Below are 23608 nucleotides of genomic sequence, written 5' to 3'. Positions count from 1 at the left end.
CGTAAAGTTATTTATTCCTTTAATAGCGCCAAATAAAGAATTATTAAATTTTAATGTTCTCTAAGTCTACATCAAATCTAGTTATTTTTTAATAATAGCGCAACATACATTAAGTTTTACCTTTTTAAAGTTCATTTTGCCTAAAAAGCATTCTATTCATAGCTTTATATTGATAAGTGGATCGTCGTCCAAGTGGAAGCATAGTGTTATAGCTGCCTGATTGTATTGAATCATACTAAAATAAGCCAAATAAAAACGTTGTGATCCGTGCGTTAAAACTCTCACATATCACGACACTAAGCGACGATTAAACCGTAAATTGATACATAAGTTTCTTCAATTCTTCAGCATCTTGAGACAAGCTGTTACTTGACGCATTAGCGTTATCAACTAACCCGCTGTTCATTTGTATTATGCTATCCATTTGTTTTACTGCACTGTTAATTTGAGCAATCCCACTTGATTGCTCACTACTTGCTGTCGCAATATCATGCATCAAAGTAGCTAAATCTTTAATACTGGCAACAATACTGACTAATGTTTTTCCTGATTGTGACGCTAACTCCATGCCATGTCTTACTTTATCTGAACTATCATTTAAAAGAATTGCTATATTTTTGGATGCGTCCGCACTTCGCTGTGCTAAATGCCTTACCTCAGCAGCTACAACAGCAAAGCCGCGCCCTTTCTCCCCTGCACGTGCAGCTTCAACAGCGGCGTTAAGTGCTAATAAATTTGTTTGAAAAGCAATTTCGTTGATCACCTCGATAATATTTGATATCTCAGCAGAGCTTTTACTTATTTCTTGCATCGCATCGACGGTACTGGTGACAAGTTTTCCGCCTTGTTGGGCTTGACTATCAGTTAAAACGGCGAGCTCATTTGCTTTATGTGCATTTTGAGTATTAATTTGTACTGTTTCTGTGATCTCACTCATAGAAGAGGTTGTTTCTTCGATGGAAGCAGCTTGAGATTCTGTACGAATATTTAAATCACTCATACCTGAACGAATATTATGCGAAGAGTTTGTAATTGTATCTGCGGTTGCCGTTATTAAAGAGACCATTTGAGATAAGTTACTTACACTGATATTTACTGATTGCTTAAGCAGCTCAAATTGTCCCTCATAATTACCTTGCACTTGCTTTGTTAAATTACCTTCAGAAACAGCGTGCATAACCGCTATACATTCGTTTAATGGGGCTGATATTGCATCGAGTGTTCTATTAATACCTTTGACAATAACGAGAAACTCTCCTGAGTGCTTACTTTCTTCAGCTCTACAGTCTATATCACCTAAACTTGCAGCATTTGCTAATTGTGTACTGTCTTGCACCATATTGTGTATAGCTTCAATACTCGTTGCAAGGCTGTGTTTTATTTGTAAAAAATCCCCTCGATAATTAGTACTTAAATCAGTGGGTAGCACTCCAATTGAAATACTATCAAGGTACTTTGTTGTTAACTGTACAGGTTCAATAATTGAATCCAGTGTTGAGTTAAAACCATGTATTATTTTTTTAAAATCACCTTGGTGATGCGTTTCTTCGGCGCGCTTTGAAAGCTGCCCGTGTGATGCAGCCGCCACCAGCATATTTGTATCGTCTATTAACTGTATGATTGCTTTGGTTGATGTCTCAAGACTCTGTTTTATTTCTAAAAATTCGCCATTATATTGTCCGGTTATTACGGTTGGTATATCCCCTTTTGCTATCTGATTTAGATAATCACGGGTTTGATGAATGGGGCTAACAATTGCATCTAACATCTGATTAATACCATCAGCAAGCGTCAACATAAACCCCGTGTAACCAACTGTACTTAAGCGAGATCCAAGCTTTCCTGCTACCGCAGCTTTAATGATACTGTCTATGTGTGACTCAGCTTGTCGTTGCTGAGTTAAATCTGTTAATTCATAAACTATGCCTGATGTTTTACCACTTTCATCAATCACAGGGTTAGCGATAATATTAAATACAATATGAGCAAATGTAACCTCGCAGCACACTTGCTCAGAGTGCGCTTGTTGTAATGTGAAAAGTTGCGCTTGGTTAATAAATAGTTTATCAATCGTTGCCACTTCTAATACGTCTTTATATCCTATGATGTCTTCGTAGGTTGTAAATAACGCGTGGCATTGTTGGTTAGCATATATTATTTGACCACTTTTAGTTGCTAGCATGACAGGTGACGTGGCGTTATCCAATGCTTGCTTTATACGACCATTTTCTTGAGCCTGCTCTCGTTGTTGTTCAACTTTTAGCTTTAAATCACATTGCATGTCATCAAGATTTGACTGCATCGTATTTAAATTAATAAGTAATTTACCTATTTCGTCATGACTACTAACCAAAATAGTATTTGAAAAATTGCCTTTTGCAATTTGTTCAGCAATATGTGAAGCACTTAAAATTGGACTAATAATCAATTTTTGCACGTAAATAGTCATAATAACGATAATAAAAAATGCCAAAACGATTAAAGCGATTGTACTTTGCGTAATAAATTTTTCTTTTTTAATAATGAGCTGTTCAGTTTTTTCACTCACTAACTCATCAATACTATTGTTTAGCTCCTCTAGCAGCATAGCCGATGCCCTATCAATCCCTTTTACTGCTCTATCACCTGCTTGCGTATTAAAATCGGCTTGTTGAAATTGCTCAAGCCCTATCATATATTGCTTACCTAGTTTGGCATGCTCGCTTTTAAACGTTTGTAACTGTTTAATCATCGCTGCAGGTAAGTGAGATGTGTTTATCAAACTATCGGTTAAACGTACGATGTCTTTTTCTCGCGCTTTAAATCGCGTCAGGTATTTGTCATATTGAGGTTCATCAAAGCCACGAATGAGGATATTTTTCCACTCTTGAACTTGCGATTTAAACTCGATCAATACTTGGCTAACTTGCTGGCGTGACTGTAACTCTTGATTTATTAAATCATCTAAATCCTTAGCCACCCCCTTTACAACTGACAATGCAAATAGAGCACCAAACACAATTGCAATAAATGCCCCAATGACAGTCAACATAAGCTTTGATTTAATACTGTTCATAATAACGTATTCCATGTTTATTACTTTTTCATTACACAGTTAAAATGTAGTAAGAAAATAAGCTTTAACAACTATTTATTTAATTCTGATACTGATACTGGTACTGAAGATACTAATTTTATAGATACCTCACCGCGAGTAGTGACGCAGTAAAGAGATAGTTGGTATACTTTGCTCAATTGATGTTAAGGACAAGTACCTAAATGACCACAAAAACAAAAAAAAATAATTTTTTTAGCAATATCATTTTTAATATTATTTTACCTGCGATTATTTTAAGTCGCTTTAGCACTGCTGACACGCTCGGTCCAGTGTGGGCTGTCGTGGTCGCACTGGCATTTCCAATACTATTTGGTTTATGGGAGCTTAAGCAATCTGGAAAAGTTAACTTTTTCTCAGTATTGGGCATCATTAGCGTATTACTAACGGGCGGCATCAGCTTATTGAAGTTAGATCCATCTTATATTGCGATTAAAGAAGCAATGGTGCCGGCTATTATTGGCGTGATTGTACTGATCAGCCAATACACTCCTTACCCTTTAATACGTAAACTTTTGATCAACCCAGATATTCTTGATACAGAAAAATTGGCAAGTGTATTAGAGCAACATAATAATACGGCTGTGTTCAATGCTAAAATGCGCTTGGCTGGATTCATTGTAGCGTGTGCGTTCTTTTTATCTGCAACGTTAAACTACTTTTTAGCAAAAGCGATTGTAGTGAGCCCCGCTGGCACTACCGCTTACGCAGAAGAACTAGGCCGTATGACATGGTTGAGCTACCCCGTCATTGTACTGCCAACTATGGTTATGCTTATTGGCGCGATTATTTTTACATTTATGCAAATTGGTAAATTAACAAAACAATCAATTGATGAATTTATCTTGCCCTAATACATTATGACCCACTGATATTAAATGGTGGGTTTATTTGATGTTCCTTTTTCTTCATACTATTTCATTTTATTGCCTATACTCTGTGTGACATTAGTTTTTTAGCTAACTTAACTACAGGGTATAAGGGAATAGTATGGCCTCAACACGCTCCTCATTTAATCTATTAACCTCGTTACGTGCCAAATTGATCGGTGCTTTTTCTGCAGTGATGATCATTCTTGCCATTATCGGTTTAACCTCCTTTTTCGCATTAAAGTCCGCCTCTGATGGTTTTAAAGATTATCGCGAACTAGCACGAGATAGTAATCTTGCCGGAATTTTACAATCAAATATGCTTATGGTGCGTATGAACGTAAAAGATTTTTTGCTCACTGGCAGTAACAAAGATATTGAACAATACACACAATATTTTAATGATGTTGATGCCCTACTCAAAAAGGCCAAAACCGAAATTAATAACCCCCAAAGAGCTGAAATGGTTTCAGAGTTGAGCTTAGAAATAAATACCTACAACGCAACTTTTGACGTAATTAAACAATACAGAGTTGAACGAAACATATTGGTTAATGAACAACTCAATACCCTCGGCCCACAAATGGAGAAAGATCTCACCGATTTAATGTTAAGCGCTTCAAATAGTAACAATATTCAAGTCGCACATTTGGCTGGGCTGGCAATGCGCAACTTGTTACTTGGTAGACTTTACGTTATTAAATTTCTAGAAAGCAATGAAGAAAGCGCTGCGCAACGTGTACGCCAAGAATTTTCAGCATTCGATACTCAAATTGCACAACTTCAAACGGCCTCTGCTGCTGGCAATAGCCAATCCTTGATCAATAAAGTAAATGATAATCGAAATAGCTATTTAGATGCTTTTGAGCAAACCGTTAATATTATTAATGATAGAAACGATAAAGTAACCAATACCCTTGATGTGATAGGGCCTAAATTTGCAAGCTTGGTTGATGATCTAAAGCTCTCAGTTAAGCGTGACCAAGATCAACTTGGCCCACAGTTAAAAACTAAAAACGAAAATGCAATCAATCAAATTGTAATCTTCTTTAGTGCCGCTTTAGCGCTCAGTGCTGTTATTGTGTTTTTCTTAACGAAAGTCGTTATGAAGCAACTTGGCAAAGATCCTACTGAGCTTGAGCACATTGCACTGGCTATTGCTAAAGGTGATCTAGACCAAGAATACGACGAACACAAACCCGAGGGAGTGTTCAAATCAATGTTATCAATGCGAGATAACTTAAAGATCGGTCGTGACAAAGAAATGCAAGAACGTCGTATTGCACAGGTTAATGCGCGCATTAAAAATGCGCTCGATAACGCCAGTTCAAGCGTGATGATTACTGATAAAGATCATAATGTCATTTACATGAATGATGCCATAAATACGATGTTTAGTAATATCGAGAAAGACATCCGCACAGAGTCACCTGGCTTTAATGCAAAGCAAATCATCAATACTCCACTGGCGACCCAGTTTGATTATTTTAAAACTATACAAAACGATATCAATCACTTAACCAATGTTTTTAATGGCCAATTTGTTATCGGTGGCCGTACTTTTATTTTGGTTGCAAGCCCTGTGATCGTTGATAACCAGCGTGTTGGTACCGTTTTTGAATGGGAAGATAAAACAGATTGGCTCACACAAGAACAAGAAAAAACACGTATAGCATCTGAAAATGCCCGTGTAAAATATGCCTTAGATGGCTCATCCGGCCGAGTAATGATCACCGACAAATCATACAATGTGATTTATCTAAATGACGCTATAAAAACCATGTTTGCAGAGGCTGAAAATGCAATCCAATCTGTGGTTTCAGACTTCACTGTACAGGCAGTTTTAGGCGCAAAACTCGATACTCACTTTTCGCACTTCAGTGATTTACTAAACCAGTTTGATGATCAACAAAGTAGTATTAAAACAGAGCTTATTATTGCGGGTCATACTTTTAGTATTGTGGCGAGCCCTGTAAATGTTAATGATGAACGCGTAGGTACCGTTATTGAGTGGGAAGACAAAACACAATGGCTTGCACAAGAACAAGAAAAAACACGTATCGCATCTGAAAATGCACGGGTTAAATACGCCCTTGATAGTGTATCTGGTAATGTCATGATCGCAGATCCTGATCTGAATATTATCTATGCCAATAACGAATTAAAAACAATGTTTAATAATGTTGAAGCAGATCTTAAAACTCACATAAACAATTTTGATGCACAAAACCTCTTTACCTTAAGTATTGAACAGTTTTATCTTGAACCAGAGCAACAAAAACACACCTTTGAGGCACTAACAAGTACATACCGTAGCACAGAGCATATAGGTAACAGTGTCTTTGCACTCACGGCAAATCCTATTTTTGTTGATAATCATCGCATTGGCACCGTCCTTGAGTGGGTTGATAGGACTGCTGAAGTAAATATAGAAAAAGAGATAGACACAATAGTTCATGCTGCATCGCACGGCGATTTAAGTAAAAAAATAGATATTCAGGGTAAATCAGGATTTTTTGAAAAACTGAGTACCGGATTAAACTTACTCGTAGAGACCGTAGAAGTTTCTGTTAACGATGTAACCTTAATGCTTGGTGCAATGGCACAAGGGGATTTATCAAAACGTATAACCAATGAGTACGCTGGTACGTTTGGTCAATTAAAAGAAGATACCAATGCAACAGCAGATAAATTAACCGAAATTATTTTTGGTATTCGCTCTGCTGCTAGCAGTATTTCTCAAGGTGCTAACGAGATAGCTCAAGGTAATGCTGATTTAAGTCAACGTACTGAAGAGCAAGCAAGCAGTTTGGAACAAACTTCTGCAAGCATGGACGAAATAACTGAAATAGTGCAACAAAGTGCGGTCCGTTCAGAAGAGGCTAACGATCTCGCCCAAGAAGCAAAAGAACGAGCGGAATCAGGCGGCAATATTGTTAGCCAAGCAGTTAGTGCGATGCGCGAAATAAACGACTCAAGTAAAAAAATTGCCGAGATTATTTCTGTGATTGACGAAATAGCCTTTCAAACAAACTTACTAGCATTGAATGCCGCCGTAGAAGCCGCAAGAGCGGGTGAACAAGGTCGAGGGTTTGCAGTCGTCGCTGGTGAGGTAAGAAACTTAGCACAGCGTTCATCTAGTGCAGCAAAAGGTATTAAAGATCTCATTCGTGATAGTCAGGTCAAAGTTGCCGAAGGCACCGAGCTGGTCAATCGTTCGGGTGATACATTACGCGAAATAGTCGAATCCAATGCTAAAGTCCGCGATATGATGCAAGAGCTTGCAGAATCAGCGAGACATCAATCTGATGGTATACGACAAATAAACTCAGCCGTTACTCAAATGGATGAAATGACGCAACAAAACGCAGCACTTGTTGAGGAGGCTGCCGCTGCCGGTGAATCAATGGCAGAACAAGCAAGAGGAATGAATGAAACAGTTGATTTTTTCAGAACTTAAACGAACCATTTAAAGGCTTTGAGTATAATTATGCAACAGAGCCCATTGAGCTTTTAAAATTGATATTCGCAATCTTTGGGCTATTTAATCGCGGCACGGAGTTTGTAATGCAACCCTAAAAAGCTCCCCCTAATAACACCTCTCTTTTAAAGTAAGGTGTTATTAGGATACTTGCTTCAGACATCTAACTATATGCTTTAATAAAACGTGATACGCAGTCTTGAATATACGTATCAGGTGGTAACTCTCCTTCTTTAGCCTGGCCTAAAGCATGGCGCATTTTCCAATCCCCTTGTGTCATGCCTAATAACTGTAAAGTAGCAAATGTTGAATTTTCAATATTGAGCAAGCCCTCTTGCGCCATACACTGCAAGCAGGTTTCAACTTGCTGTAGCACCATTTTTGGTGCAGCTTCATAGAAGAACACACCTAACTCTGGGTATTCATCTTTATGTGCAACACATGTGTCGTACACTCTCAGCGCTTCTGGCGAAAAGACTAAAGCAATAAAATTAGTCACTACTCGTAAAAGATTCGATTCAACACTTTGTCCGACATCAAATTGTTCTTTTCGTAAATTAGACGATGAACAATGTGCCGTTATTGTTTCAACAAACAAGTTATTTTTATCTTTAAAGTGGCTATAAACAGTTTGTTTAGAAACCTCAGCCAATTTAGCAATTTGATCCATGCTGGTATTAGGAAAGCCTTTATCCATAAATAATGTGGTTGCAGCTTTAATAATCTGCTGTCGTTTTTGTTCTGAACGGCTCAGGGTCGTTATTTCCATTATCACCTCAAATCAAACTAGACAGTCTAGTTTGATTGGTTTATATTTATTCAAAATTAGACTCATTAGTCCAATTCTAAATCATTCTGCGTGTGTAGCAAAGTGCTGCACGTTTAATACGTATCTAATACAGGCTCATTTAGCGTGACTACAATATGGATATACCGATGAAAAAACACCTGTTTGGAGCAATAATTTTACTTGCCCCCTTTTTAAATAACGCTCAAAACCTTGTCCATGTGGCAGCTTACACGGTAAAAAAACAAGCTGGCTATAATCAAACGCGCACGCTCAGCGGTCAAGTTATTAAACAACATGACGCCAAATTGAGCTTTGAATTTTCGGGTAAGATTGAACAAATATATTTTGACCAAGGGCACACAATTAAACAAGGTGAGGTCATTGCACGTCAAGATACACAGCTTTTAGCCATTGAAAAACAAAAACTACACGCCCAAAAACAACGAACTCAAGCACAGCTTACATTAGCTAAACTGGAAAAAAACCGTTTAATAGAGCTTGATAAAAAAAATTACTCGGCCACCTCCGCCCTTGATCAAGTTAAAACGAATATCGCAGTACTTAATGCCGAACTCACAGGAATAGAAGCAAGTTTAAATGAAGTAAGTATTCGCACTCAAAAAGCGCATTTAACAGCTCCCTTTAATGGTATTTTAGGCCAACGCTTTGCATCACAAGGCGAGATTGTCGCAGCAGCTACACCCATTGTTCGTTTAATCGAAAACCAACACGCGCAAGTAAGCATAGGTATTCCACTCACATTAAAAAGTACCATTAAAAATAGCATGGATATTGAAATAGCAGGGCAAACCTTTGCAGCACAATCACTCAGTAAAGGTGCGAGTATCGACTCACGAACGCAAACCTTAACCATGCGCTTTTCATTACCTAACCACGCAGTGGTTTACTCCGGTCAGTTAGCAAAATTAGCACTGCATCAATATCAACAACAAACCGGTTTTTGGGTGCCACTAGATGCCCTTGCAGATGGTATTCGTGGTACTTGGCAAGTTTACCAAATTACAGACAACATTTTAAAACCTATCATAGTTCAACTTTACTATGCTCATGATGGTTACGCATTTATTGGTGCGCCACTGCAAGATGGCGATCAAATTGTAGCCAATGGCATGCATAAGTTATCAGCTAATATTTTAGTTAATATTGTTGAAAATAAACCGACTAAGGTGCTGTGATGATCCAGTATTTATTTAACCATGGCCGCTTTCAGGCGTTACTGGTTGCGCTGCTTATTGTTAGTGGTTTAGCCGCAATTAATGGCCTACCGCGTACTGAGGATCCGCGTATATCGAATCGTTTAGCTATTGTTACCACAGCATTACCCGGCGCCAGTGCCGAGCGTGTGGAAGTGCAAGTCAGTGAAAAAATCGAACAACGACTTAAATCACAAGCCGAAGTAAAACATGTATCGTCTATTTCTCGCCCAGGATTGTCGGTCATTACCGTCGAATTAAAAGATGAGATAACCCATGCACCACCGGTTTGGTCACGGATGCGTGATTTACTCGGTGATGTTCGCAGTCAACTTCCCGAAAACGCTGCACAGCCGCTACTTGATGACGAGCGCGGATACGCTTACACCCGAATTGTATCTGTTAATGCACGCGACGACTCTATTACAATGGCAACACTTAATCGCTACGCTAAAGAGTTACAAAACCAATTGCGTAACGTCTCCGGCGTTGAGCTTGTACATATATTTGGCCAAGCCGAAGAAGAAATTCGTGTTACTGTCGATCAACAAAAAGCCAGCCTTGCTGGTATTTCGCAAGCTCATATTCATGCAGCAATAAAGGGCGCTGATGCAAAAGTGGCTGCGGGCACATTAACCAATGATAAGTCACAAATGCAAATAGAGGTTACAGGTGCTTTTGATTCTGTTGCACGTATTGGTGCAATTCCCGTCAGTAGTAATCACACTGCTAGCCAATATCAACTCTCTGATATCGCAGACATATCACGCACAATTAAAACCCCAGTCAGTGAAATTGCATTAATTGATGGTAAACCAGGCCTATATATCGCCATTCGTATGTTACCTAAATTACGTATTGATAAATTTTCAGATAAAATCGATGTCGTTGTACAACAATTTGAGCTAGAACTGCCCAATCAAATTGAACTACAAAACATTTTTGATCAACGTGGTTATACCCAAGAACGCTTAGGTGATTTACTCGGTAATATTGCCGTAGGTTTTATACTTATATTAGCTGTATTATTTATTACCTTAGGCTTCAAAGCCGCGTTAATTGTAGGTACTGCATTACCGCTCACGGTATTATTCACCCTGGTAAGCATGCACTTATATGGTTTACCCATCCACCAAATGTCAGTCACCGGTTTAGTTGTTGCGCTGGGGATTATGGTTGATAACGCCATTGTGATCACTGATGCAGTACAGCGCTATCGTCAGCAAGGACTCAATGCTATTACTGCAGTTGAAAAAGCCGTGGCACATTTTTGGCTACCGTTACTTGGCTCAACCCTCACCACGATTTTAGCGTTTGCACCTATTGCTTTGATGCCCGGTGCTTCAGGAGAGTTTATTGGCGGCATCGCCCTAAGCGTGATTTTTGCGTTGATTGGTTCGTACATAATTTCCCACTCATTGGTTGTAGTATTTGCTGGGCAATTTATAAATAACGAGCAACGAACAGGCATATTTTATCAAGGTATACGCACACCAAAGCTCAGTAAACGCTTTGCAGCTACATTAAAATATAGCCTAGCAAAACCAAAACTCACATTGCTGCTAGTGTTTATATTTCCCGTTGCTGGCTTTTTCGGTGCAGGGCAACTCACCGAGCAATTTTTCCCGCCTTCAGACCGCGATATGTTTCAAATTGAAGTGCACTTTGCCCCGCAAGTAAGTATTGAATCCACCCGTCAAGCAATCAAAGAAATGGACGCCCACATTCGCAAGTCCCAAGGAATAGAAAAACTTGATTGGATGATAGGCACAAATTTCCCAAGCTTTTATTACAACATGATGCAGCGTAACCGCGGCGCAAATAATTACGCGCAAGCGATGGTCAAAGTCACCGATTTTAGGCGTGCTAATGAATTGATCACCGCGTTACAACATCAGCTAGACAGTGAGTTTCCACATGCGCAAACACTGGTAAGAAAACTCGAACAGGGCCCACCATTTAATGCGCCAATTGAAATGCGAATTTACGGACCTAATCTCGATACTTTGGCCGATCTCGGGCAACAGTTACGAACCCAATTAATCGCCCATAACGATATAACTCATACCCGGCCAACACTCTTATCTGGCTCACCAAAACTGTGGCTAAATACTGATGAAGCCGCTCTTACTCATGCAGGACTGAGCCTCAGCGGTATGGCAACACAATTGCAAAGCCAGTTTAATGGAGTGGTCGTAGGTAGTATTATTGATAACACAGAAACCGTCCCTGTCCGCGTTAGAGTCGCGGATAACCGCAGAGACGATATTAGCGCCTTATTTAGTACGCAATTAAATACAGCAGCCAACGCCACTCAATTAAACACTACACAGCCGCTATTGGTTGAATCATTTGCCAGTGCAACATTAAGCCCATCTCGCGGATCTATAGCTCGTCGCGATGGTGAGCGAGTTAACATTATCGAAGCCTATTTAGCAACCGGCGTATTACCGCAAACGGTATTGAATGATGTAACCGCAACAATTGCACAATCAGGCTTTGTGTTACCTCATGGCTACAGACTAGAGCTAGGTGGTGAATCACAAAAACGCAATGAGGCGGTCGGTAAATTACTCGGGCAAGTGGGTATTATAGTAGTGTTATTGATCACCGTGCTGGTTATGTCATTTAACTCATTTACGACCACCGCATTGATTTTAATCAACGCCTTGCAAGCAGCTATGCTTGGTTTGCTTAGTGTATTTATTGCCGGCTACCCGTTTGGTTTTACTGTAATCATCGGTTTATTAGGTTTAATGGGATTGGCTATTAACGCTGCTATTGTCATTTTGTCAGAGCTCAACTCGCTTCAAGCACTTACTGACAAAAGCAAAATCGTTGCCGCAGTAATGACCTGCTCACGCCATATCAGCTCTACCACAATAACCACCGTTGGTGGTTTTTTACCGTTAATACTTGCTGGCGGTGGCTTTTGGCCACCATTTGCCGTAGCCATTGCAGGTGGAACGGTGTTGACAACAATGCTATCGTTTTATTTTGTCCCTGTGGCGTATTATTTGCTGTCTAAGCGAAAAGTACATCAAAGCCAAATAGGCCCTTAACTTCTAAGTAAAACCTGTACGTTATGGCACATTTATTGTTCGTAACGTACTATGGCGCAAGTAACACACCGCTTTAAAAGGTGGCCATTAGTCTACTGTTCGTCACCTACTTAAAAATTTATTCATAAAAATAAAGTGAGCTATTTTTATTATTATGATCATAAACCTCAAATTGTTTACTTGCATTTATTGCAGGGTGTTCAATAATATAGCTATAGCTTATTTAAAAAAGTGCTCCGAGTGATCTTTTTAAAACATAATCAATTTTATTCATTTGTGTGGTGCATATTTTTTTCTTTCTTTTTACTCGCGACTTTATTCAATAACTCTGTAACAGCTGCACCATCAATACATGGTACAAAACTTACCGACTTTAAATACGCACAACCTTTATTTACAACAATTGATGACAACGCAAAGATTGTTAATGGCGCTATAACAAGTGGGATTGAGGCTAATAACGGCATTTTCTGGTTTGGCACCCAAAATGGATTAGTGAGTTTTGACGGCGTCAGCTTTACGCGTTTTGAACATCAACCCGGTAATAAAAATTCCCCCGCAGCTGATTACATAGTAGCTATAGCTCAAGATCAAGACGGGGGCATATGGTTAGCAACCCGTACTTCTGGTTTAACCCGCTTTGATCCTATTAGCAATGAATTCATTCACATCAGTACTCAAAGCCAAAACATGGCATTGATGAGCAATACCTTACGCACGCTTAAAATAGACAGCAATAACCAATTGTGGGTAGGCCATGAGTTAGGTGTAGAAAAGCTCGATCTTAATTCAAAACAAAGTACTCATTATATTTTGCCCACACAAGGGGAGATCACATATCACTTTTTTGAAACTAACGATGGCGCTATTTGGGCATGCTCAACTAAAGGTGTGTTTGTAAAGGGTGTAAATGATACTCATTTTTCAAGTATTTCTCAGTTAAAAAACTTAGACATACGTTCAGTATACCAAGACCCGACGGGGACATATTGGCTTGGTAGTCGAAGTGGTTTATGGTTTTGGGATGGTGTAAGCGATCCTGTTTCAGCGAGTAGTGACAATTCACACGTTAATAGTAATGCTTATGTACGCTCTATTATTGCCTTAGATAACAACCAAGTGTGGGTTGCAACTTACGGTGAAGGAATTTGGGTATTTAACCTAGAAACAAAGCAATGGTTAAATACCTACAAACATGATCCTTCAGTTGCAACAAGTTTAGTTTATGATGAAATTGGCACTTTATTTTTAAGCAAAAATGGAACAATTTTAATAGGCACTTGGGGGGCTGGCCTACAAATATTGAATAGTAATACCGTGAATAATTTTGCAATGCTTCGCTATACTTTACTCCATGATAAAGGCTTAAGCTATGCTAATGTCCGCACAATTTTTGAATTAGAAAATGGCACAATACTTGTCGGTACTACGGGCAATGGTGTTGATGTTATTGAACCTAAAAATGGCCGGTTAAAAACAATTAACTCTGATCTCTCTGGTAAAAAAATCAGCAACGTCGTATCCCTTGCTGAGCAGAAGGATGGGACTTTATGGGCGGGAACAACATCGTCAGGGCTGGTAAAAATACATTTGAAAGAAGGTCATTTCTCACAATTAGAACTCACTGGGTTAGAGAAAGGCGCTATTTTGCGACTGTTGGTGCTCAATGATCAATCTCTAGCCGTTGGGACAGCTAAAGGTGTATGCATTATAAAACGAGGTAGTCGTCATTGTGAATCTCTGATAAAAAAATTAGACGGCAAAAAGATGAATGATACCGTTACGTCCATGATTCAAGATAACGCTAATTCGCTTTGGATCGGTAGCCATAATGGCCTTTATCGTAAAAGAGCGGATCAAACTGTGCTTGATCACTTCCAAACAGATAACTTATCACAAGGACTTAGTCATAATTACGTATTAGGGATGGTAGTTGATCAAGCAAATAATATGTGGCTCACCACCAGCACTGGTTTTGACAAAGTGACTGATTTGGAGCAAATACAACCAATATTTAATCAGATGAAAGGCGAATTTCCAATCGGTAAGCAATCACCTGGTGCTAATATGCTGATTGATAAAGATCAACGAATTTGGAGTGCCACTAGTATCATTGATTTATCGACAAAGCAGTTTCGCCTTCTAAATAATGGCTACGGTGTAGACATTGGGGTTGCTTGGTTAGGATCGTATACTAAATTGCGCAGTGGGTTAATGGTATTTGGCGGTACAAAGGGCGTGCTTATAGTCGACCCAAATAAGTTTCCTTTTTCTATTACTCCGAGTAAATTGAATACAGTACGTCTAAAGGTCAATGGCGAATCAGCCCCTTTATCTCGCTTAAATAACCTCATCTTAAAACCTGAGGAGGCAAGTTTTAATATACAGATAGCGGTCAATGAATTACTTCACAAGTCAATTGTTTACGAATACCAATTATTACCAGATCAGCCTCAATGGCGACTTATTGATGCCGATGCTCCTTACGTACAATTAAGTAAGCTTTCCCCACAAGACTACACCCTAACAACACGGGCATATTATAAAAATAATACAGCACAGATCTCCCCTTCAGTACTCTCTTTTACTGTACAACCGACGTTAATACAAACACTGTGGTTTCGTTTATTAATTGTGGGTATTTCACTCATAATTTTGGGGCTCATTTTTCGCTGGAGAATTGGTATAGTCAAGGCTAAGGCAATAAAGCTTGAAGAGCTTGTCAGTCAACGTACACGCGAAATACAAGTAATTAATCAAATCGGACAACAATTCACACTCCAATTACTCTTGGATGAATTACTCAATGATATATACGCACAAATCAATGAAATTTTTCAAGCCGATCGTTTTGGAATTGGTATTATCAATAATGATAAAAATTGTTTAGAATTTAACTATGCAGTTGAGCGTGGGGTTCGTTACGTTGCTTATGAACGTTCAATGGAGGAACCAGGACAACTTGCTGTCTATGCCGTTGAACACAATCAATCTGTATTAATAAATGACTACGACACTCAGTTTCACCACTATTACCCTGAACAAGATAATGCTAATCATCAACTACACAGTGGTAGCAAAGAAATAAAAGCATTATCAATGATGTATGTTCCGATGCAACATAACGGAAAAATGCTGGGTGTAATTAGTATTCAAAGTGTTAAGCCCAATAGTTACCATGCACATGATTTAACATTACTAGAAAGCTTAGCGTCATATGTAACAATCGCATTGTCCAATGCACAGTCTCATCAGCATTTATTGGAAATGCACCAAACATTACAAAATAATATTGAAGAATTAAAACATACCCAAGAACAGCTAATAATGCATGAAAAAATGGCTCAATTAGGACAATTAGTTGCAGGGATTGCGCATGAAGTAAACACCCCTATTGGAATAACCATTACTGCTTCTAGTATATTACAAGATTATACGCATCAATTGCAAAAGCACTTTTCGGCGAATACTTTATCTCGCAGTATTTTTAACCAATATTTTGAGCGCGCGGATCAAAGTTTAATACTAATAAAAACAAACGCAGAACGTGCCGCAGAGTTAGTACAAAGATTTAAACAAATTGCCGTAGAGAACTCCTTTGAAATAGCTGAATCAATAAACATAGAAGAGTTTATTTACGACATAATCAAAAGTCATACAAGCACAATTGCAGCAAAAAAAGTTCAAGTAGATATAAATATTGTAAATAAAGGAAAACTGATTAGTTGCCCTAACGCTTTAAGTCAGGTTTTGTTTTGCATAATAAACAACAGCTTAACACATGCATTTAATGATGTGAGCAACAAGGTAATTCATTTCAAAATTGAGTTCACACAAACGCAATGCTTAATTGACATTGCAGATTCTGGAGTGGGTATTGCAGCTGATGCAATAGATAAAATTTTTGATCCGTTTTATACAACAAACCGATCACAGGGGGGAACAGGTTTAGGTTTAAGTATCGCGTTTAATTTAATACATCAGGTTTTACAGGGCACTATTGAATGCGAAAGTGAAATAGGAGTTGGCACTACTTTTTCACTATGTCTACCAATAAATATACGTCACAACCTTGAACATGAAGGTCAGTAGTACATCTTTCCCTTATTCATTTAATTGAACAATTAAGCAATAAGGCTATATAAGTATTTGCTGTGCTAATGAACTTTGCAAAACCCCATGCTGATATTTAGTTTTATAAAAAACAAACTCTAACACTTGTTAGAGCCGATTATAAAGCCTTTAAAAAATCTATCGGCTAGCTAAAACAATCAACATTAAATATATAAAGAGCTTTCATTTTTACTCGGTTACGACAGGCATCGCTTTTACAGGTGCTTCGTCACTCAGTAAATATCTATCAAGCCACTGCTCTTGCTCCCAAAGTACATGCAGCAAACTCTTACGAGCACGGTATCCATGCGCTTCGTATGGCAACATCACTAAACGGGCATCTTTGCCTAACCCTTTTAGTGCGGCATACATACGCTCGCTTTGCATTGGGAAAGTGCCTGAATTAGGGTCTTCTTGCCCATGGATCATTAGCATTGGTTCGTTAATTTTCTCAGCATGAAAAAACGGTGACATGTTTGCGTAAACGTCTTGAGCCTGCCAAAAATCGCGTTCCTCACCTTGAAAACCAAACGGCGTTAGTGTGCGGTTATAAGCGCCACTTCGAGCTATACCGGTTTTAAATAAGTCACTGTGAGCTAATAAGTTTGCAACCATGAAGGCACCGTAGGAATGCCCTGCTATCGCAATTTTATCTTTATCCGCAATGCCTTTTTCAACCAGGACATCAACGGCAGCTTTTGCACTTGCCACTAATTGCTTTCTAAATAAGTCGTTTGGCTCTTTGCCCTCAACACCTACAATAGGCATTTTAGGGTCATCAAAAACAGCAATCCCTTTAGCAAGGTAAGGCATTGGGCCCCAATAGCCTATATATGTAAATTCATACTCAGACTCACGTACTTGCGATGCCACTGCTTTATCTTTATATTCCAGTGGGTAAGCCCACATTAGTACAGGTAAAGTACCTTGTGTTTTATCATAACCTGGCGGTAAGTATAATGTACCTGATAACTCCACTCCATCATCACGTTTGTAACGTACTAGCTCCTTGGTTACACCTTTAAATGCAGGGTAAGGGTGCTCAAAGGTCGTAAGCTGAGTTAAGGTGTCCTTGCCTAAATCACGAATAAAAAAGTTTGGCTGCTCTTTTTTTGATTCTCTGATGGTGATTAGTTTTTCACCTTCGTCATCAAGCATCGCACGCACACGCTCATAATATGGTGCAGCAGATTGCCACAAGCGCTTGCTGCTATTTGTTTTTATATCATATTGATCTAAAAATGGTACATTACCTTGTTCTGATGCGCCATTTCCGCGTAAGAATATATAACGTCCGCCGACTACTTTGATTACGTTTTCGCCTAAATCATTACGCTCATAAATTGCATTACCGGGATCTTTATAAGCATCATTGTAGCTTCGCTCAGAGAACAAAATACGGTTTTTATCTGCGTTACGAGGTTGGATGACATAAGTACGTAATTGGCGATCGCTAAAACGCCATTCACTAAGCAACGCAACATTATCGTTGGCCCATTCAATACCCGCAAATCGACGTTCAACTTTAGCAAATAATTTAGGCTCACGTTTAAACGGCGAACGTAAACTATAAATGTGATCATGATGAGGCACATCTGTCTTCATATCGCCACCATCTTGCGCTTGTGCCCATATAACTTCAGCTCCTTGATCAGCACGCCATTGAAAGCTTCGGCGACCCGTTCGTACACTATCATAACCCTGAGGAATATTGTCAGCCAGAGCCTGCTTAGCAAGTTCAGCTAACGCAAAACCTCGCATCCCCAGTATTTGCCATGTTGTCGCAAAGCGACTGTAAGGTACTTGATAGGAAAAAGGTTCATCAATGCTCGCAACTAAAATGTTCGTTGAGTCTGGTGAAATTGAAAATGATTTAAATAAACCCGCTTTCCCTATTGCTGTCGCCACACCACTGAGTGGAATATAGGTAAGTTGACCTTGCCCATAAAATTTAAACTGTTGTTCATCAAACGGGCTCGTCAATAAATTTTGATAAGTACGAGCAGGTGCTTTTTGGCCACTACTTTGTTGGATAACTGGCACCACACTGTCTGCATCACTAACCAAACGCGACTTACCGATATTAACAGCTGCATTAGCAACAATTGCAGTACTATCCGGCAGCCATTGGTATGGTGTTGCTGTTAATACTGAATTTAATGCAACTCCCGCAAGCTCACGCGCTTGTTTGGTTTGCGTGTTGTAAACCCACAAATGAGCCTCGGTAGGTTGCTCAACAATAAACGCAAGATATTCGCCATCACTTGACCATTTAGGTGAACGGATCACACCTTGTGGTAAATTATTAACTTCAACTACAGCACCTGTTTCAATGTGTTTTAATTGTAAGCTACTAAACTTTGAGCGAGGACGAGAGCGTGAAAAGTTAGCTGGGTTTAGTTTTATACCTGCTAACTTCACCTCTTCTTTTGCTAAGTCGTCCAATGTTTCAACACGTTTACGGTCAAATAATGCAAGCCATTGCCCATCCGATGATAAATAACTACTAGGCGCTAACTTTGCATCTACTAGTGCAGCTAAATCACTTGAAGGGGTTTGATAACCTTGTGTGCTATAGCTTGCACTGCTAAAACAAACACTGAGCCCGAGAGCAAATAAAAGCGTTATGCCTTTCATTTTTTATCCTTGGTATTTTTTATTAGGTGTGTATCTAAACATGTTTCGTAAAATCCATAAAGTTTTTGCGTTCATTACTAGGCTAAATTGCGTTAAACTCCCTAATTGGTCCATATAATCACTGTCTCGTAATCTAAATGAAAAATAAAACCGACAATATAACCATTTTTGACGTTGCCAAAGAGGCACAAGTTTCCAAGTCAACGGTCTCCTTAGTACTCACTCAAAGTGACAAAGTCAGTGATAAAAGTAAAGAAAAGGTATTGCAAGCAATTGATAAGTTAGGTTATGTATATAATCGCGATGCTGCTGCACTGCGCAGTCGCCGTTCTAACTTAGTGGCGCTAGTCATCAATGACTTAACCAACCCCTACTCTGCTCAGCTAGCTGTTGGGCTTGAAAACCATATTCATGCGCTTGGTATGCTGCCTATGTTGGTAAACACCGCAGAAAGTGTTGATCGTCAAACACAAGTTGTTAAAACACTTAAAGAGTACAACGTCGCCGCTTTTATAATGTGCCCGGCACCAGGAACTACACAACAGTGGGTTGATGAACTTATTAACAGTGGCTTTCCTGTCATTCACATCATGCGAGAAGTTCCCTTTTGTGCAGCCCCAACGATTTTACCCGATAACAAAAAAGGCAGCCACCTAGCCACCACCCATATTCTGCAACAAGGTATTGAAGACATTGCGTTTATAGGTGGAACCGACGATATCTCAGATTATCATGAACGTTTAGCTGGTTTTAAAAGCGCCTTACAATATTTCAAAATCAGCGATGATAAGCCATGCCTAAATGCAGTAACTAATCGCCAAGGCGGACGCGATGCATTTAACTCGCTGTATGCTCAATACCCTGATACAAAAGCAATCATTTGTTTTAACGATGTCATTGCTTATGGTGTTATTGAAGCGATCCGCGAGCAAGGCTTAATCCCAGGCAAAGATATAAAAGTTGTCGGCTTTGATGACTTAGCTGATTCATGTTTAATGTCACCTTCTTTGAGTAGCGTGACCATCAATGCAAATGAGATAGGCAAGCGAGCCTGCCACGTGTTGCAAGAATTACTTAGCCACGGCACGCCTGCGGTAAGAACATTAATCGACGTACACCTAAAAGTAAGAGATTCAAGTCAATGAAAAAAGTATTAGTAATTGGCTATGTGTGGCCAGAGCCCAATTCATCAGCGGCAGGCACGCATATGATGTCGTTGTTAAACACATTTACAGCCCAAGGTTGGGACGTTGAATTTGCCAGCCCTGCACAAAAAACTGAGCACATGGTAAACCTTAGTGATTTTGGTATTAGTAGTACAACTATCGCTCTCAATTGCGCTAGTTTTGATGAATATGTTGCACATTACGCCCCTGACATTGTCATGTTTGACCGTTTTATGATGGAAGAGCAATTTGGTTGGCGCGTAGATAAATACTGCCCTACAGCATTAAAAGTACTCGATACAGAAGATTTACAGTGTTTACGTAATGCCCGCCATGAAGCACATAAAGGAAATAGAGCGTTTGATCACAGCGATTTACATTCTGATATCGCAAAACGGGAAATTGCTGCTATTTTACGGTGCGATTTAAGTTTAATTATTTCCAGTTATGAAATGCAACTTCTTGGTGATGTGTTCAAAGTAGATAGCTCGCTATTGCATCATTTGCCTTTTATGGTCGATTTAGCTGCACTGCCAGAGAAAACTAAATCGTTCGATGAACGTGAACACTTTATGACCATAGGTAATTTTCGCCATGCCCCAAATTGGGACGCAGTTTTATACCTGCAACAAATATGGCCACTGATCAGAAAACAGCTACCACACGCGCAACTGCATATATATGGCTCATATCCGCCACCAAAAGCCACAGCCCTGAACAATCCCAAAACAGGATTCTTAATTAAAGGCTGGGCAGATGATGCATACGAGGTTATGCAAAGTGCACGCGTATGCTTATCACCTATTCGTTTCGGTGCTGGTATTAAAGGTAAGTTACTAGAGGCGATGATAATGCAAACACCAAGCGTTACAACGTCTATCGGCAGTGAAGGCATGCATAATGATCTGCCATGGAATGGGTCTGTTGAAAACGATCCACAACATTTTGCTGACGCAGCTGTTGCTCTTTATCAAGATAGCGTTTTGTTTGCACAAGCACAAAACGCGGGTGCGGCTTTATTAGAAACACATTACGATAAACATCCGCTGGCAAGTCAATTGGTTGAAAAAATTCAAAGCATCACTCAACAGCTCAAAGCTCACCGTGAAAGCAATTTTACGGGCCAAATGCTTAAACACCACACGATGCGCAGTACTCAGTACATGGCACAATGGATTGAAGCAAAGAACAAGTAAACTAAGTTAAGAAAAAACTAGACAGGCGGGGATTAGTGTTTAAAATCGCCGCCAATTACATAGGCAATTTAAGCTACATTGTCTATATTTTTTAACTGAACAATTTAACCTTTGGTTCAAACATCATTTGAAAACCGCAACGTTTACTGAAAAACGAAAATTTATCGTTAAGCTTGGCAAAATGCTCCATAAATATGGCACTCCAGCTTATCGACTCGAAGCCCATTTAATGGAAGTGTCAACATACCTTGATCTTAAATCATCGTTTGTTATGTCCCCCACATCCGTTACTTTTGTTATCTGGACTGACGGCCACGAAGACGAATACACTCACGTTGCACGTGTTGACCCTGGCGATCATGATTTAGGTTCACTCGCCGACACCGACGACCTTGTGAATCAGATGCTAAACGGCGAACTAACTCTGCAAGAAGTTGACCTTCAGCTTGATGCCATTTTTGTTATGCCCAACCCTTATAATAAAGTAACAACCGGTATTGCTTTTGCTACCTCTGGTGGAGCTTTTGCAATGCTAATGGGCACTAGCTGGAATGACGTATTCTGGTCTGCGACTTTAACATTAGTTGTTTATTTATTTGTAATGTGGTCAAGCCGCTCCAAAAGAGTAGCGCACATGCTTGAACCACTCGTTGCCATCGTCTCTGCTATTTTGGCATGTGCGATAAGCGTTTACTTAGATGTGGGCATTAATATACGGCTAGTCGTGCTGTCAGCCATCATTGTGTTTATACCCGGGCTTGCATTGGCATTAGGGCTTGCAGAACTCGCAGCAAGACATTTAGTGTCAGGTACAGCGCGCGTCATGGACTCATTTATGTTGTTGTTTAAGCTTTATTTTGGTGCCTTTATTGGTATTGCGATAGGATTTGCTATTTTCGGTCAGGTTGATTTTGTACCGCCAGAGCCTTTACCAAAATGGACTGCATGGCTAGCAATTCTACTTTTATGTAGTAGCTTAATCGTTATTTTTAGAACTAAACTCAAACATGCTTCATGGTCGATTGCGTCAGGTTTTATTGCTTATGGCACAAGTATTGGCTCTGCGATGTATTTGGATTACACCTTAGGGACATTCGTAGGGGCATTTTCTGTCGGTGTTTTTAGTAACTTATTTAATCGTATCGCTAATGCACCTGCGTCTATCGTTGCTATGCAGGGCCTAATAGTACTAGTACCGGGGAGTAAAACCTATATCGGGCTAAATTCACTTATTGAAGGGCAAGATTTTGTTTATGCTGAACATATCGGGCAGCAAACATTTCTAATCTTTATGTCACTCGTAGCTGGCTTAATCTTTGCTAACGTAGCATTACCACCGAAAAAGAGTTTGTAACACACACCCGAGTCATTTAAATGCAAGTTCACATAAAACCAATCCATTGCGCATTTACAGTGACTTGGGAGCTACTCCTAAATCTATATCAGTTATTCCCAGTTCATTAAATAGATTAAAAAGACTCATTTAAAACTTAACTTATTCGAGTCGAAAACAATCCAAATTTTATTAAATACGTGACCATTCTCGCAAATTATATAACTTACTGTGACAGTAATTACTGATATACGCCTTGTATGGGGTCAAGTGGTAGTTCAATGCACAGCAAGTGTCTAAGGTTATCAATTTATTTATCAACATAAGATATTTTAAAAGTCACGTATGACTTCGTATTCCTCTTTTTAATGACCTACCCCATGGCAAAGCTTTTCGCTTAGGCTCAAATTCGCTTTGCGATGAGGGGGATCTTATACCAATCTGGATAAATGTGGGGTCTATTTAATTCGTTAAATTGTTCAAATATTTATCCAGATTGGTATTGATTAGCTTACTCTCACTTGCAAGCCCAGAGAATTAAAACCAAAGAGATTAAAACCTTCAATAGCAACCAATCACAATGTCACTCGATATATAATATAAAACCATAAATACAAATCAAGATTAGCAACAACCCTCTTCTACATATTTTA

11 protein-coding genes are annotated in these 23608 nt (G+C 39.3%); 8 read left to right on the top strand and 3 right to left on the bottom strand.

Going from position 1 to position 23608, the window contains the following annotated elements; translation table 11 throughout:
- Nucleotides 1-307: 307 nt before the first annotated feature.
- Nucleotides 308-3070, bottom strand: coding sequence for a methyl-accepting chemotaxis protein (locus tag ADS77_RS22920; protein WP_316244665.1), 2763 nt, complete (start codon nt 3068-3070; stop codon nt 308-310).
- A 188-nt stretch (nt 3071-3258) separates the two neighbouring features.
- Between ADS77_RS22920 and ADS77_RS08890 the strand changes: the two genes are divergently transcribed.
- Nucleotides 3259-3948, top strand: coding sequence for a VC0807 family protein (locus ADS77_RS08890; protein ID WP_054205053.1), 690 nt, complete (start codon nt 3259-3261; stop codon nt 3946-3948).
- A 136-nt stretch (nt 3949-4084) separates the two neighbouring features.
- Nucleotides 4085-7423, top strand: coding sequence for a methyl-accepting chemotaxis protein (locus ADS77_RS08885; protein WP_054453954.1), 3339 nt, complete (start codon nt 4085-4087; stop codon nt 7421-7423).
- Nucleotides 7424-7607: 184 nt separating this feature from the next.
- On the opposite strand, the gene ADS77_RS08880 is transcribed toward ADS77_RS08885, so the two are convergent.
- A complete protein-coding gene (locus tag ADS77_RS08880) occupies nt 7608-8213 on the bottom strand; it encodes a TetR/AcrR family transcriptional regulator (protein ID WP_054205055.1) in 606 nt (201 codons plus the stop codon).
- A 167-nt stretch (nt 8214-8380) separates the two neighbouring features.
- On the opposite strand from ADS77_RS08880, the gene ADS77_RS08875 reads away from it, so the two are divergent.
- From ADS77_RS08875 to ADS77_RS08865, 3 genes are all read left to right on the top strand, one after another.
- Entirely contained in the window at nt 8381-9430 is a 1050-nt protein-coding gene (locus ADS77_RS08875) for an efflux RND transporter periplasmic adaptor subunit (RefSeq protein ID WP_054205056.1), read from the top strand.
- Nucleotides 9430-12510: an efflux RND transporter permease subunit gene (locus tag ADS77_RS08870; protein WP_054453952.1), complete on the top strand. Its 3081-nt coding sequence runs from the start codon at nt 9430-9432 to the stop codon at nt 12508-12510. The genes ADS77_RS08875 and ADS77_RS08870 overlap by 1 nt, the downstream gene beginning before the upstream one ends.
- A gap of 240 nt (nt 12511-12750) precedes the next feature.
- Nucleotides 12751-16602 carry a two-component regulator propeller domain-containing protein gene (locus tag ADS77_RS08865; RefSeq protein WP_054453950.1) on the top strand — a complete coding sequence of 1284 codons (3852 nt, stop codon included), beginning with the start codon at nt 12751-12753 and terminating at the stop codon, nt 16600-16602.
- Nucleotides 16603-16812: 210 nt separating this feature from the next.
- On the opposite strand, the gene ADS77_RS08860 is transcribed toward ADS77_RS08865, so the two are convergent.
- Nucleotides 16813-19260, bottom strand: coding sequence for a S9 family peptidase (locus ADS77_RS08860; RefSeq protein WP_054453948.1), 2448 nt, complete (start codon nt 19258-19260; stop codon nt 16813-16815).
- A gap of 137 nt (nt 19261-19397) precedes the next feature.
- On the opposite strand from ADS77_RS08860, the gene ADS77_RS08855 reads away from it, so the two are divergent.
- The 3 genes from ADS77_RS08855 (at nt 19398) to ADS77_RS08845 (ending at nt 22976) form a co-directional block, all read left to right on the top strand.
- Nucleotides 19398-20405: a LacI family DNA-binding transcriptional regulator gene (locus ADS77_RS08855; RefSeq protein ID WP_054206709.1), complete on the top strand. Its 1008-nt coding sequence runs from the start codon at nt 19398-19400 to the stop codon at nt 20403-20405.
- Entirely contained in the window at nt 20402-21622 is a 1221-nt protein-coding gene (locus ADS77_RS08850; protein ID WP_054453946.1) for a glycosyltransferase, read from the top strand. The genes ADS77_RS08855 and ADS77_RS08850 overlap by 4 nt, the downstream gene beginning before the upstream one ends.
- 127 nt (nt 21623-21749) lie before the next feature.
- Nucleotides 21750-22976 carry a threonine/serine exporter ThrE family protein gene (locus ADS77_RS08845; RefSeq protein ID WP_082355644.1) on the top strand — a complete coding sequence of 409 codons (1227 nt, stop codon included), beginning with the start codon at nt 21750-21752 and terminating at the stop codon, nt 22974-22976.
- The last annotated feature ends 632 nt before the right edge of the window (nt 22977-23608 follow it).

The sequence above is a fragment of the Pseudoalteromonas porphyrae genome (genome assembly GCF_001298125.1).
In the GTDB taxonomy this organism is placed as follows: Bacteria; Pseudomonadota; Gammaproteobacteria; order Enterobacterales; family Alteromonadaceae; genus Pseudoalteromonas; species Pseudoalteromonas neustonica.
The sequence above is the reverse complement of the archived record's forward strand: the minus strand, read 5'-3'. Positions and strand labels throughout refer to the sequence as shown.